The sequence below is a fragment of the Photobacterium pectinilyticum genome, from assembly GCF_024357955.1.
Lineage (GTDB): Bacteria > Pseudomonadota > Gammaproteobacteria > Enterobacterales > Vibrionaceae > Photobacterium > Photobacterium pectinilyticum.
Genome location: NZ_JANEYT010000115.1, coordinates 1 through 12,181 on the forward strand (window position 1 = coordinate 1; position 12,181 = coordinate 12,181).

At 45.1% G+C, this 12,181-nt stretch carries 14 protein-coding genes; 11 read left to right on the forward strand and 3 right to left on the reverse strand.

The window, feature by feature from the left end:
* The 4 genes from NHN17_RS24210 to NHN17_RS24225 all read left to right on the forward strand — a co-directional run.
* The coding region (locus NHN17_RS24210; RefSeq protein WP_255045230.1) for a PfkB family carbohydrate kinase at positions 1–815 on the forward strand (815 nt) is incomplete at its 5' end.
* 216 nt (positions 816–1,031) lie between these two features.
* Positions 1,032–1,901, forward strand: a complete 870-nt coding sequence (locus NHN17_RS24215; protein ID WP_255045231.1) for a 5-deoxy-glucuronate isomerase — start codon at positions 1,032–1,034, stop codon at positions 1,899–1,901.
* A 17-nt stretch (positions 1,902–1,918) separates the two neighbouring features.
* The gene (locus NHN17_RS24220) at positions 1,919–2,746 is read left to right on the forward strand and encodes a class II fructose-bisphosphate aldolase (protein WP_255045232.1); all 828 of its coding nucleotides are present in this window, start codon (positions 1,919–1,921) and stop codon (positions 2,744–2,746) included.
* 79 nt (positions 2,747–2,825) lie between these two features.
* Positions 2,826–3,680 carry a MurR/RpiR family transcriptional regulator gene (locus NHN17_RS24225; RefSeq protein WP_255045233.1) on the forward strand — a complete coding sequence of 285 codons (855 nt, stop codon included), beginning with the start codon at positions 2,826–2,828 and terminating at the stop codon, positions 3,678–3,680.
* Positions 3,681–3,826: 146 nt separating this feature from the next.
* Here the strand turns inward: NHN17_RS24225 and NHN17_RS24230 are convergent, their stop codons facing one another.
* The gene (locus tag NHN17_RS24230) at positions 3,827–4,681 is read right to left on the reverse strand and encodes a patatin-like phospholipase family protein (RefSeq protein WP_255045234.1); all 855 of its coding nucleotides are present in this window, start codon (positions 4,679–4,681) and stop codon (positions 3,827–3,829) included.
* Positions 4,682–5,311: 630 nt separating this feature from the next.
* Here NHN17_RS24230 and tnaC (NHN17_RS26085) point away from each other — a divergent pair.
* The 5 genes from tnaC (NHN17_RS26085) (at position 5,312) to NHN17_RS24245 (ending at position 9,231) form a co-directional block, all read left to right on the forward strand.
* Positions 5,312–5,410: a tryptophanase leader peptide gene (tnaC, locus tag NHN17_RS26085; RefSeq protein WP_373689592.1), complete on the forward strand. Its 99-nt coding sequence runs from the start codon at positions 5,312–5,314 to the stop codon at positions 5,408–5,410.
* Positions 5,411–5,622: 212 nt separating this feature from the next.
* A complete protein-coding gene (gene tnaC / locus NHN17_RS26090) occupies positions 5,623–5,676 on the forward strand; it encodes a tryptophanase leader peptide (RefSeq protein WP_373689593.1) in 54 nt (17 codons plus the stop codon).
* A gap of 204 nt (positions 5,677–5,880) precedes the next feature.
* Entirely contained in the window at positions 5,881–7,350 is a 1,470-nt protein-coding gene (gene tnaA / locus NHN17_RS24235) for a tryptophanase (RefSeq protein ID WP_255045235.1), read from the forward strand.
* Between the two features lie 98 nt (positions 7,351–7,448).
* Positions 7,449–8,702 (forward strand): aromatic amino acid transporter, encoded by a 1,254-nt coding sequence (locus NHN17_RS24240; RefSeq protein WP_255045236.1) that lies wholly within the window; start codon positions 7,449–7,451, stop codon positions 8,700–8,702.
* A 274-nt stretch (positions 8,703–8,976) separates the two neighbouring features.
* Complete coding sequence (locus NHN17_RS24245) at positions 8,977–9,231, forward strand: hypothetical protein (RefSeq protein WP_255045237.1); 255 nt, start codon at positions 8,977–8,979, stop codon at positions 9,229–9,231.
* A gap of 152 nt (positions 9,232–9,383) precedes the next feature.
* Here NHN17_RS24245 and NHN17_RS24250 read toward each other — a convergent pair whose 3' ends face one another.
* Positions 9,384–9,899: a hypothetical protein gene (locus NHN17_RS24250; RefSeq protein WP_255045238.1), complete on the reverse strand. Its 516-nt coding sequence runs from the start codon at positions 9,897–9,899 to the stop codon at positions 9,384–9,386.
* A gap of 231 nt (positions 9,900–10,130) precedes the next feature.
* On the opposite strand from NHN17_RS24250, the gene NHN17_RS24255 reads away from it, so the two are divergent.
* On the forward strand, positions 10,131–10,448 hold the full coding sequence (locus NHN17_RS24255) for a DUF4144 family protein (RefSeq protein ID WP_255045239.1): 318 nt from the start codon (positions 10,131–10,133) through the stop codon (positions 10,446–10,448).
* A gap of 9 nt (positions 10,449–10,457) precedes the next feature.
* On the opposite strand, the gene NHN17_RS24260 is transcribed toward NHN17_RS24255, so the two are convergent.
* The gene (locus NHN17_RS24260; protein WP_255045240.1) at positions 10,458–10,901 is read right to left on the reverse strand and encodes a hypothetical protein; all 444 of its coding nucleotides are present in this window, start codon (positions 10,899–10,901) and stop codon (positions 10,458–10,460) included.
* Between the two features lie 364 nt (positions 10,902–11,265).
* Between NHN17_RS24260 and NHN17_RS24265 the strand changes: the two genes are divergently transcribed.
* Positions 11,266–12,024, forward strand: coding sequence for a pentapeptide repeat-containing protein (locus NHN17_RS24265; RefSeq protein WP_255045241.1), 759 nt, complete (start codon positions 11,266–11,268; stop codon positions 12,022–12,024).
* Positions 12,025–12,181 lie beyond the last annotated feature (157 nt).

Below are 12,181 nucleotides of genomic sequence, written 5' to 3' on the forward strand. Positions count from 1 at the left end.
TAGGGTTTATCGGTTGTGTCGCTGATGATGCATTCGGCGGCTATGTGAAGCAGTACATGTCAGGTCAGGGGATCAACCTTGACGGCATGATGACAGACAATTCAGGCTCGCGTACGTCAGTGGCGTTTACCGAGATGAAGCCAAGCGACTGCACGGTATTGATTTACCGCAACAAGGCCTCTGATCTGACCATTAAGCCAGAGCAGGTCGACCCAGAGTACATCGCAAGCTCGAAAGTATTGGTGGTAACCGGTACGGCGCTTTCAGAAAGCCCGAGCCGTGAAGCAACGCTTATCGCGATGGAGCATGCACGCCGCAGCAACACGTTAGTGGTTCTGGATGTTGATTACCGTCCGTATTCATGGCGCACCGACGTTGACGCATCAATTTACTACGGTATCGCCGCGGGTCTATCCGACATCGTGATCGGTAACCGTGAAGAGTTCGACATGATGGAAACCGTGCTGGCACCGGGTAACACCGACGATGATGCAACGGCTGACCGCTTCCTTCGCGCAAACACCCAGGTGGTGGTGGTTAAAGCCGGTGAGTTTGGTTCCAAAGTGTACTGTCGAGACGGTCATAAATTCCAGCAGGGTATATTCCGCGTGGACGTGCAGAAGCCATTTGGCTCTGGCGATTCATTTGCAGGCGGCCTGATTTGGACACTGGTTAACGGTGGCGAACTGGAAGACGGCGTCAAGCATGGTTCAGCAGCAGCGGCGATTAACGTCAGCGGTAACAGCTGTACTGAAGCGATGCCGACCAAAGAACAATTATTCGATTTTATTGAGACCAGAGAACAAAGCCTGTAACTGGTGCGGTAAGCATTGAGTTACTGGTTATTTTGGTCAGCCGGGTCAGTACTGCATGGATCTTCAGTCTTCCGTCAGTACACACCATCGAGACCCGGCTTTTTTATTCCCCAAAGCTTAAGTCAACAGGCCCTGATATCAGGCCTAAATAGCAGAACCATATAATTACAAGGCTGTACTGGTTGAAAGGATGATCAGGGCAGTGAGGAGAGAGTCATGGGTAAGCATATCCCACCGTTTGATAATAAGAACCAACCTATCATCGACATCAACGATGAAGTCACACCGCTGTGTTATTTCAACCAAGTACGCCTGTCGCAAGGCGAACAGCACCAGCACGTTGTTGAAGGCTATGAGTCAGTGATTGTACTGGCTGGTGGTACCTGTTCAATCAAGGTAACCAACGGCGAAAGAACCGAAGTATTCGACAATATCGGTCAGCGTAAATCTGTGTGGGAAGGCAATCCTGAATCTGTCTATGTCCCGCTTGGCTATACCGCAGAAATTGAGTGTGTGAGTGACACCGCTGACGTGATGATTGCCGGTGGTAAGTTCGAAGAGTCGCTAGAACCCTTCTGTAGCCGTGAAGATGAAGTCGATATGGTGCAGTACGGCTCTGACGACACCAAAACCCACCGTAAGATCAAACACGTACTAGGTCAATCTAATGCCGACAAGCGTGGTCGTCTGTTGGTCAGCGAGTTGTTTACTGTTGGTGCGGGTGGCTGGTCTGGTTTCCCTCCTCACAAGCATGATGAAGATCGCGTTAAGCCTGACGGTAGCAAAGAGACACTGTACGAAGAAGTGTACCAGTTCCGTTTCAACCCTGATTTTGGTTTCGGTGCCCAGTTCCTGTATGAGCACGAAGATGACTTTGGTCCGGTTTACCACGTGCGTACCGGCTCAGTGATTGCTATCGACAAAGGCTATCACCCAAGTGTCGCGGCACCGGGTTACGAGATGTATTACTTCACCATTATCGTCGGCAAAACGGAGAAGTCGCTGATCCAGCACTTTGACCCACACCATGAGTATCAAGTAGAGACGATCCCTGGCATCAAGGACATGATCGCTAAGTTCAAATAACACGGAGGCTTACCAATATGCTCGTTAATTTAAAAGATCTTTTGCCTGAAGCTGCGGCTTCTGATTATGCCGTACCTTGCTTTAACGTGTTTGGCTACGAAGATGCTCGTGCAGTGGTTGAAGCGGCAGAAGCGGTTAACAAACCCGTGATCCTTGCTTGTAACAAAGATGTGGCTGATTTCTACGGGGTAGAAACCGCTGCGGCAATGTTGCTGCCATTGGCGAAAAACAGCTCGGTGCCTGTGTGCTTACACTTGGATCATACCTACGAAGAAGAGATCGTCTTCAAGGCGTTGAAAGCCGGCTTTAGCTCCGTGATGTTTGATGGTTCTCAGCTATCGCTTGAAGAGAACATTGCCCGTACTCGCGCCGTGGCCGATGTTGCCCATGCATTGGGTGCTTCGGTAGAAGGTGAGATTGGCTCGGTACCTTATGATGAAGGCCGTGACCATATTAAATCTATCTATACCGAAGCCGAAGAAGCTGTGCGTTTTGCCACTGAAAGTGGTGCGGATTGTGTCGCTGTATCGGTAGGTAACGTGCACCGTTTGACTGAGCCTACATGCACCATTGATTTTGGCCGCTTGGACAAGATTGCCAGCATGGTTGATATTCCGCTGGTTATCCACGGTGCCAGTGGTATCCGCGATGAAGATATGGAAGAACTCAAGCGTACCCGTGTATCGAAATTCAACATTGGTACCTGCTTGCGCCAAGCGCTGGGCAATAACTTGCGTGGCTTCATGAATGAAGAACCTGAGAAATTTGACCGGATTTATTTTATGCAGAAGGCCATGCCATTTGTGAAGGAAGAAGCAATTCGTAATATCAAGCTGCTGTCATAACCACTGTCGTAAAAATGTTGCCCTGTTAATCGCAGGGCTTTTTTTTCTTGTCGGTATCAGCGAGGGGGAGCATTAACATATGGAAGTCGCCGAACGAGTCGCCACGAGACAAAGCGCCCAAGATTTAGATCTAGACACATTGAAGGATCAAATCATTAGGCAATATGATGATTTAAGTCCTCGCCTTCAGCAAGTGGCAGATTTTGCTATGGCGCAACCGATGCTGGTGGCGGTTGAAACTATGGTCACCATTGCCCAGCAAGCCAATGTGCCTTTGTCTACCCTTAGCCGTTTTTCCAGTGCGATGGGGTTCTCAGGGTTTAGCTCGATGCAGGCAGTCTTTCGCAATCACTACTTCAATCGTCCACGCGATTACAAAGAGCGGGTACGTAAAGCAAGAAACGAAGCTGAGTTTGGCCCAGATTCAGCCGCAGCTATTTTCCATGATTTTGGTCAGGCAAATATTGAGGCGATGGAGCACCTGCAAATATCCGTGTCTCCACAGAAACTCGATAGGGCCGTTAGCTTACTGGAAGGGGCTGAAACCATTTATATCCAGGGGATGCGACGGGCTTATCCCGCAGCATTCTATTTTTGGTATGCCTTGATGAAGTCTAACAACAACGTGGTTTTGGTCGATGATAACGGTGGAATGCTATCGCCAATGACACGTTTGATGAGCGACAAAGATGTATTGGTCACCTTTACATTTACCCCTTATGCGCCAGAAACCACAGAGGTTATTGAGTTCGCCCATCAAAAGAACGTACCGATTGTCGCCATCACCGATAACCAGATGATGGCGCAGGGGAGCATAATGGATGTGTGCTTTGAAGTACAAGAAGGTGACAATTTGGGCTTCCGATCATTAAGCTGCTCGGTGTATCTTGCCCAGACACTGGCGGTGAGTTTGATGTGTAAAGATACCAAATAGAGCCTTGCTACGAGGCTCTATATGAAGATACATATGTTGGCAAATAATCACCATAATCGCGCAGAGCTATTAGGAGTAGGAGCCTATTAAAGAGTGGCGTTACCGGTATCTAATGATATTGGTTGCTTCAGCATGTGATTCAACCTTTAACCTGTCAAGCTCTCAAATAGCGACCTCTTGGCCAGAGACTTCTTAACTTGCTCCAGCCACTCGGCCCCTTCGGTCTCAAAGTAATCCCGCGTTGTTTCGTAGCCTAATGTGTAGAGTGTTTTCAGACTGTCGTTATTGACGTTGAAGGCTCCCCACCGATCAATACCTTCTGGCGAGAGGCTGATATCGGGCAGTTTGATGCTTTTTAATAAGTGAGTAGAACTGTAGATCTCGAATACCCGGTCAAGAATGTCAAAGGCATCGGAGAACTCATGATTGGCTTTATGCTCTAATGGGCTTAAGTACATACCGAGATGGGCACGGCAAAGGCCGTGGATGAGATCGGTCGGGTAGTTATTGGTGATACCACCGTCAGCAAACAGCTTATCGCCGATTTTTACCGGGGTGAACATACCCGGATAGGCGGCAGAAGCCAGCAGAGCCTGAATGAGTTCCCCTTCTTTGATGACGACTTGTTGTGCAGCATTGAGATCAGTCGTCGCCACAAAGAGCGGGATGTCTAGAGCATCAAAGTTATCTCGTTTGATCCAACCGTGAAAATGACTGTGCAGTTTTTCAGAGTTAATCAATCCCAGCTTGTTGAATGAAAAGCTGCTGACTTTAAACATCTGGCTTTCAACAAAAAATGTCAGAATTTTCTCGGGGCTATGACCGGCAGCATAGAGAGCGCCAACTAACGCGCCCCCACTTGCTCCAGATATCACATCCGGTTTTACGCCCTGCTCGTCGAGGTATTGCAACATACCGATTTGCGCCATGCACTTAGAGCCACCGCCAGACAGGGTGAGCCCGAACTTATAGGGTTTTGAGTTGAAGAATGATGATGGCAACGTCTCTATCCTGCTTAGACCAGATTCAAACTGCTAATATATCACCAACTCAGCAAGCGTCATGGCGATATTGTGTAAATCTCGTACCTGGTTTATTGGCCGGGATCGGCTTTCGTCGGGATTCGGTGTAGCGCAACGTCGTCAACCTCTGTGGCGGAGTGACCTATGAAATCATGGGAAACCTTGGGCATGGTATGACATCACCGATGATCTTCTGCAGTTCGATTATATCAACCAGCCCTTACCGCTCTGGTTCTGGTGATGTTATCTCCAGTGCTCTATTCGTTTTTATAGAAATATATTTTATACCAATCTGGATAAGTAGTTGATCAAGTATTTGCACTGGAAAAATCGTTGTTATCAAGGCAGAGATTGCAGTAACTAGTGGCTCTAATTACAAAATATCTAACATAGAGAACAGCGATTTTAACCTGCAAGACTGATCAAATATTTATGTAGGTTGGTATTACAGTATCCATTTATTTCCCGGAGTGTCGCACTTATTATCTGAAAATTGGTATACAAGCTATAAAGTTGTTTGTAGCGATCACATTTCTTGAAAATAAGTATATATGAGTAAGAATAACTATAGGATACTTAAATCATTGCTTTTTCTTATAGGAACATTAGATGAGCGTGTACTTAAAATTGCGATCTACTTCGGTGCTAGCACTGTTAGCCTGGTATAACTTAGATCACAAACTTTCCTTTCACCTGTCTTCAGAATAAACGCTAGAGGCGTATTATTGCGTCGTCTCGAAAACACTCAGAACATTTAAATTAGTTGCTGTTTTTATGGGTTTATACTTGCAAAAGTAAAGGTGTTTTAACACGCTTAACCTTTAATACCAACTAAGTATCTTAATTTCATGTGTGAATATGGGGTGAATATGTGCTTTCAATGGGCAAGTCCATTGTTGCCGCTGCCGCTGCCGTTGGTAATGCAGTGGTACAATGAAGACTACAAGCTATCTGACTTTTTTCCTTCAAAATAAATAATAGGAGTCGTTACACTCCTACCATTTTAAATTGAACTAATACTCTCGATATTTCGTTATTTATTTAGCGTGATTTTACTCGGCCATAAATCTAATTAGATAGGTATATGTTGAGAACTGTTATTAGTTGATACCTATTCATACAAACAGAACACTATTTCATGGTGATATTAATCATCGAGTGAAAATAAAGGCATTATTATGGAAAACTTTAAACATCTACCAGAGCCGTTTCGTATCCGTGTCATTGAACCTGTAAAACGTACGACTCGTGAATACCGTGAGCAAGCGATATTAAAAGCAGGGATGAACCCGTTCCTGCTAGATAGTGAAGATGTCTTTATTGATCTGCTCACTGACAGTGGTACAGGTGCTATTACCCAGAACATGCAGGCAGCAATGCTTCGTGGTGACGAAGCATACAGCGGCAGCCGTAGCTACTATGCGCTTTCGAATGCGGTACAAGACATCTTTGGTTATGAGTTGACGATCCCGACTCACCAAGGCCGCGGTGCCGAGCAAATTTACATTCCAGTTCTAATCAAAAAACGTGAAATAGAAAAGGGACTGGATCGCAGCAAGATGGTCGCACTGTCTAACTACTTCTTTGATACCACACAGGGCCACACGCAGGTGAACTGCTGCGTAGCGAAAAACGTGTATACCAAAGAAGCGTTTGATACTGCAGTCAATGCTGACTTCAAAGGTAACTTTGACTTGGTTAAGCTGGAAGACGCGATACTTGAAGCTGGCCCGGCAAATGTCCCCTACATCGTCAGCACCATTACCTGTAACTCTGCGGGTGGCCAGCCAGTTTCTATCGCTAACCTGAAAGCTGTGTATGACATCGCGCAGAAATACGACATCCCGGTGATCATGGACTCCGCACGCTATGCTGAGAACGCCTACTTTATTCAGCAGCGTGAGCCGGGTTATCAGGATTGGACTATCGAAGAGATCACTCGCGAGTCTTATAAGTATGCCGATGGCTTGGCAATGTCTGCCAAGAAAGATGCCATGGTTCAGATGGGCGGCCTGCTTTGTTTTAAAGACGAGTCCATGATGGATGTGTACACCGAATGCCGTACTCTGTGTGTCGTTCAGGAAGGTTTCCCAACCTACGGCGGTTTGGAAGGCGGTGCGATGGAGCGTCTAGCCGTTGGCCTCTATGACGGTATGCGTCAGGATTGGCTGGCATACCGTATTGGTCAGGTTCAGTATTTGGTTGATGGTCTGGAAGCTATCGGTGTTGTTTGTCAGCAAGCAGGCGGCCACGCGGCATTTGTTGACGCTGGCAAGTTGCTGCCGCACATTCCAGCTGATCAGTTCCCGGCCCATGCACTGGCTTGCGAGCTTTATAAAGTAGCAGGTATCCGCGCTGTTGAAATTGGCTCGCTCTTGCTAGGTCGTGATCCGGCAACAGGCAAACAGCACCCATGTCCGGCAGAGCTGCTTCGTCTGACGATCCCGCGTGCGACTTATACTCAAACACATATGGATTTCGTTATCGAAGCATTCCAGAAAGTGAAGGCAAACGCAGCGAATGTGAAAGGCCTCGACTTTACTTACGAGCCACCGGTTCTCCGTCACTTTACTGCCAGACTAAAAGAGGTAGAGCCAGTGAGGCAGGAAGCGCCGAAGAAGGAAGTAAAAGTCTTAGAAGAAGCTTAATAACAATAGAGCGCAACCGTTGGGTTGCGCTTTTTTTTAAAAAAAATATAGCTTAAGCCCATTAGTTTATAACGTGAAATTATAAGAGTGACAGAATTATGGATAAGAGTTTGTCATTACCAGTACGCGAAAGTGTGAAGGACAATAACCCGTCATTAATAGGGGGAGCATGCATTATCGCCAGTGTCTGTGTCGGTGCTGGAATGCTAGGGCTCCCGAGTGCGGGAGCGGGGGCATGGACCATTTGGTCAGTTCTCGCGATTACATTAACCATGATCGTAATGACCGTTTCGGGTTGGATGCTACTTGAGGCATTTAAACACTATGACCTAAAGGTTTCTTTCAATACGGTAACCAAGGACATGCTTGGCGATAAGGTCAACATGTTCAATAACCTGACAGTGTACTTTGTCGGTGGTATTTTATTGTACGCCTACATCACGTCTTCCGGCCTTATTCTTCAGGATGTTTTGGGTTTCGATAGCAAAATTTCCTCTATCTTATTTGTTTTGGTGTTCTCCGCCTTTGTGTGGCACTCAACGCGGGCAGTCGACCGGATCTCCGTTGTTCTCATCGCATTTATGGTTTTAAGCTTTGTGTTTGGTGTATCAGGGTTGGCCGTCAATGTCGATATGTCCGTATTGTTTGACACGATTAATGAACAAACGATTTACGCACCTTATTCCATGGCAATGTTGCCTGTCGCATTAACATCGTTCGGCTATCACCATTCAGTGGCTTCAATGCGCTCATATTATGGCGAAGAGAGAAAGGCGAAAAACGCGATATTAGGCGGCACTGCAATCGCATTAAGCCTGTATATCCTATGGTTGTTCAGTATTTACGGGAGCTTGCCTAGAAGTCAATTTGGTCCTGTGATTGAGCAAGGTGGTAACGTGGATGCATTGTTGACCGCATTAGGCTCTGTCATTGCGTCTGAAAAAGTAGCCAATGCGATCAATATTTTCTCAATGGCGGCAATTCTGTCTTCTTTCATTGGTGTCGGGCTTGGAGTGTTTGACTATTTGGCCGATCTGTTCAAGTTCGAAGATACCAAACAGGGGCGTGCAAAAACCTGGTTGGTGACTTTCTTGCCACCTCTGATCATGTCGCTGCTGTTTCCTTTTGGCTTTGTTATTGCCATTGGTTATGCCGGGGCCGCTGCAACAGTCTGGACATGTATTATCCCAGCTCTGTTGGTGAGAAAGTCACGCTCACTAGAGAACGGCAATGAAGGCTTTAAAGCGCCAGGTGGCAAAGCCATGATAATGCTGGTTATGGGCTTTGGTGTGTTAACGGCTGTGTTCCATTTCATGTCGATGCTAGGCATACTCCCAGCATTTAGGGGCTAGTCAATTTCAATTCAATATCATAATGACTGACGGGTTACGCGACTAACCGAAAAAGCAGAGGTAACCTGTCTATTGCAAATATAGGGAAGCACTTATTATCTTAAATTAAGTAGAAGCGCAGCCTCAATGGTGCAGATACCAATCTGTAGCAACTTGATGTTATTATGCTAAGGTGTTGATATTAGGCGTGAATTGACAAGGATATAACAGACGGTTTTGATGGCGGTGATATGGTATAGCTTATTAATAAGCTCTATATACATCGAAGTAATCAATGAAAAAATATCTACTTGTCGTTTCTTTTGCGCTATTAACGAGTTTTGCTAGCTACGCTAAACCGACTGTTATTGTTAAGCCTGGCAATGGTCATAAAACCCCACCACACCGTGTGGCTAAACAATATATGCCACCGAAAGGTAAATGCCGTCTGTGGTATACCGGAAGATCAGCTAACAAACAGCCGAAGGTCGGCAGCTGTAAAAAACTCGGCAAGAAAATTCCACGTGGCGCAGTGCTGCTTCGCGGCTAAGCAATAACCAGACAACCAAGAAAATTTAATAACGCTGGTGAGGACAACGTCCCTCCAGCGTTTTTTGCCTCTTACATAATAGAGTTGGTCGGTATGGTGAATTACATTACTGGTGGGTTATTTACCGTTTCGATATCAAAGTAATGGCATTATCATGATGCTCGTCTTAATTTGCTTTTGGCCTTATCGAACATAAATGGGGTAAGGAAAATAGCGAAACAGACCAGCCAAGGCCGCACATCATCTTTGATGTATAGTCCATATCCCGCCGCTGCCAGCAGGTAGATAAAGGGTATGGTCTTGCTGTGCGCCTTGAGTAACCTCTGTGCCAGAAAATACCCCGCAATCGCATTCAACCCCAACCACACTAATGATTCTGTCGCACCAATCGATGAACTCAGCGGTGCAGGAAGATATATCTGCGAAAAACTCCCCATTGGTGAAATAACATTAGTGGCTAGGTGAATACTGATCCCTGCACTTAACCCCGCCGCGATGGGCTTGGCATAGTTTGAGCGCAATAACACCGTCACAAGTAATGGCAATAGTACGCTGTGGGTGAGGATAGAGCGGTGATGCAGCAGGGACATCAGCTGCTTATCAGCATCAGGCCAGTAAAGCCCCAAATACAGAAACAGCGCGAAAACCACCAAGAGTAAGTGCTTCATGAAATGTCCCTTTTAAAAGTAAAATAATAACTTAGCTGGGCATTGTCAGCAAACTGCTGGAAAAGGCAAAAGGTTTAGCGCTAGAGTTAGGCATACCTACAATGTGAAAGCTTTAATGTTAGCTTGTATGAAAAGCATGGATTTACTTCGCTGCATCAAGTGAAACACCACAACATTCAAACGACAATCGTGGTGTGGCATTCAGACACACAAACATAAAAGAGAAAACCAATGATCCAATGGCCTTGTATATTCAAAATCGACGGTGACGATGAGCTGCTTTACCTCGCCTCAGAAGCGAGCCTAATCGCTGAGTTTGAGTCCCTTATCTGGAGCGATGATGACTACCTGATAGATAGCCAGGGGCAAGGCTACAAGGTGCGCGAGGTTGAGGCTGGAGCCTATGTCTATGAGCCTTGCGGTAACCCGCTCTCTGTCTCACAGGTTACCGATCTGATTCAGGCCCACGAGTTTTCGAAAGCTGAAGTCTGCCTGACTAAAATTCAGTTTTTGTCTGTGGGTGAAGCGATAAGAGCTTTGGCGGTTTAGCGATATGGCTCAGCGTGCGGTCCTGAAACCATCGCTCCAAACTAGCGCCCGATAACAGGGTCCAATAGTATCGCTGCACTCAGAAGAATGTACTGCAAGTAAGAGTACTGACTGCCCATCAAAATCTATCGTTATCCATTTATTGGCAAGAAATTCATAGGGTTTTCCATCCACAACGACCCATAAGAACGTGCCACCAGAGCCACCGTACATGGAAGCCGACGTTGAGCAGGAGAACTGCGATGCATCCACGATTTCTTCTGGTTGGCCGTCACCGGTAAAGTCATGGTGTGAGATGGCCTGTTCAGTCGCATGGAATTCGCCACCCTCAAAACGAGCGCACTCTTCTTTAGCATTTTGAACAATCGCGTTCGCGGCTGGTGACGGTTCTGCGCTAAAAGCAAAAGGGGACAAACAAAGAAAAATCAAGCTGATAGATAGAATGGGTTTCATTCAAACTTTCCTATTTTCACTGAACGCCACATTAAATGTAGCAATGAAGAATGAAAAAGTCGCTTAATAAGATAACGCTATTTTTATAGAGATCTTGAAGCGATTAATGACGATTGGTGAGGGGGATGTTTCGTGCACGATAGCGGGGTAAAGCCCTCTAGGCAAGGGCTTTAGATGACTTTAACTTTCAGACTCAATGTAAACAGCTGTTCCACTTACTGTTTGTGCAGAGACAGGTATCAGACACCAGTATATCAATTTGATGTCACATAAAAGCTGCAAGTAATTAGTACTTTAAGATATGAGGTTTAAAATTATTGTATTTGGAATAGTTTAAGCCTTTATCTAACAAGGAGGTGACGATATGGACATTAAAAAAGTTCGATGGCTACTGTGGGACTTGAGTGGGTGTCGATATGTTTGGAATAAAGTCAGGCCAGAAAAGGATAACGGTCAACCTGAGCCATCATCTGTAGTCTTTTGGATTTTATCAATCTATATTGCATTGTTTTCTTTAACATCAGCTGTTTATGAAGTTAACAAAGGATCATATGATGCAAAAGTTTCACAAGTTTATACTCTGCTACAAATGGATGACTTGAAGCAATTAGGAAAGAATAAAATAACAGTATTACAAGGTTCACATATTTTAGTTAAACCAGATTTTTATAATCCTATCGCTAACATTAAATCCTTATTAAGGATTACAGAGTTAGATGCCGATTCAGAAATAGAATTAAAGAATTTACTAAAGCACTACAGAAGTGAGTTAGATAACTCTTATTTATATAAAGGTAACTTTTCTGAAATATCAGATCTTTCAAATGCAAACTTTCAAAATTCAAATTTAATCAATGCTGATTTTTCTGGTAGTAACTTAATTGGCACGAATTTTTCTGACGCCGATTTAAAAGGGGCTAAATTTACAGGTGCAGACTTATCATTTGCTACATTTTGTCGTACAGACCTTAGAGATACAGATTTATCAGAAGCAGTTGGTTTAGACTCGGAAACTTTATCTTGTGCTTATTCTTTATATGAAGCAAAAATTCCAAGTGATGTTGAAGATGAAATTATAAATAGTGGAAGGTTGGGATTACTATCAGCGATAAAGGTTAATTGATAAGATTGATCTTTCACTTTTAAGAGCCATTTGAGCAACTTTTAATGAGGATCAAAAGGCTGTTTCTCTTATAATATTTATAACTACCTGATTACCACCGAGCCTCAGCTAATTTAAGTAAACGTTGAGGCATCGGTGCTGTTTGAATACCTGAATA

What these genes read in the sequence shown, in the direction of transcription:
- NHN17_RS24265 (WP_255045241.1), top strand. Translation starts at nt 11,266, where the DNA reads ATGGACATTAAAAAAGTTCGATGGCTACTGTGGGACTTGAGTGGGTGT.
- tnaC (WP_373689592.1), top strand. Translation starts at nt 5,312, where the DNA reads ATGAGCGTGTACTTAAAATTGCGATCTACTTCGGTGCTAGCACTGTTA.
- NHN17_RS24225 (WP_255045233.1), top strand. Translation starts at nt 2,826, where the DNA reads ATGGAAGTCGCCGAACGAGTCGCCACGAGACAAAGCGCCCAAGATTTA.
- NHN17_RS24240 (WP_255045236.1), top strand. Translation starts at nt 7,449, where the DNA reads ATGGATAAGAGTTTGTCATTACCAGTACGCGAAAGTGTGAAGGACAAT.
- NHN17_RS24255 (WP_255045239.1), top strand. Translation starts at nt 10,131, where the DNA reads ATGATCCAATGGCCTTGTATATTCAAAATCGACGGTGACGATGAGCTG.
- NHN17_RS24260 (WP_255045240.1), bottom strand. Translation starts at nt 10,901, where the DNA reads ATGAAACCCATTCTATCTATCAGCTTGATTTTTCTTTGTTTGTCCCCT.
- NHN17_RS24220 (WP_255045232.1), top strand. Translation starts at nt 1,919, where the DNA reads ATGCTCGTTAATTTAAAAGATCTTTTGCCTGAAGCTGCGGCTTCTGAT.
- NHN17_RS24215 (WP_255045231.1), top strand. Translation starts at nt 1,032, where the DNA reads ATGGGTAAGCATATCCCACCGTTTGATAATAAGAACCAACCTATCATC.
- NHN17_RS24245 (WP_255045237.1), top strand. Translation starts at nt 8,977, where the DNA reads ATGAAAAAATATCTACTTGTCGTTTCTTTTGCGCTATTAACGAGTTTT.
- NHN17_RS24250 (WP_255045238.1), bottom strand. Translation starts at nt 9,899, where the DNA reads ATGAAGCACTTACTCTTGGTGGTTTTCGCGCTGTTTCTGTATTTGGGG.
- tnaA (WP_255045235.1), top strand. Translation starts at nt 5,881, where the DNA reads ATGGAAAACTTTAAACATCTACCAGAGCCGTTTCGTATCCGTGTCATT.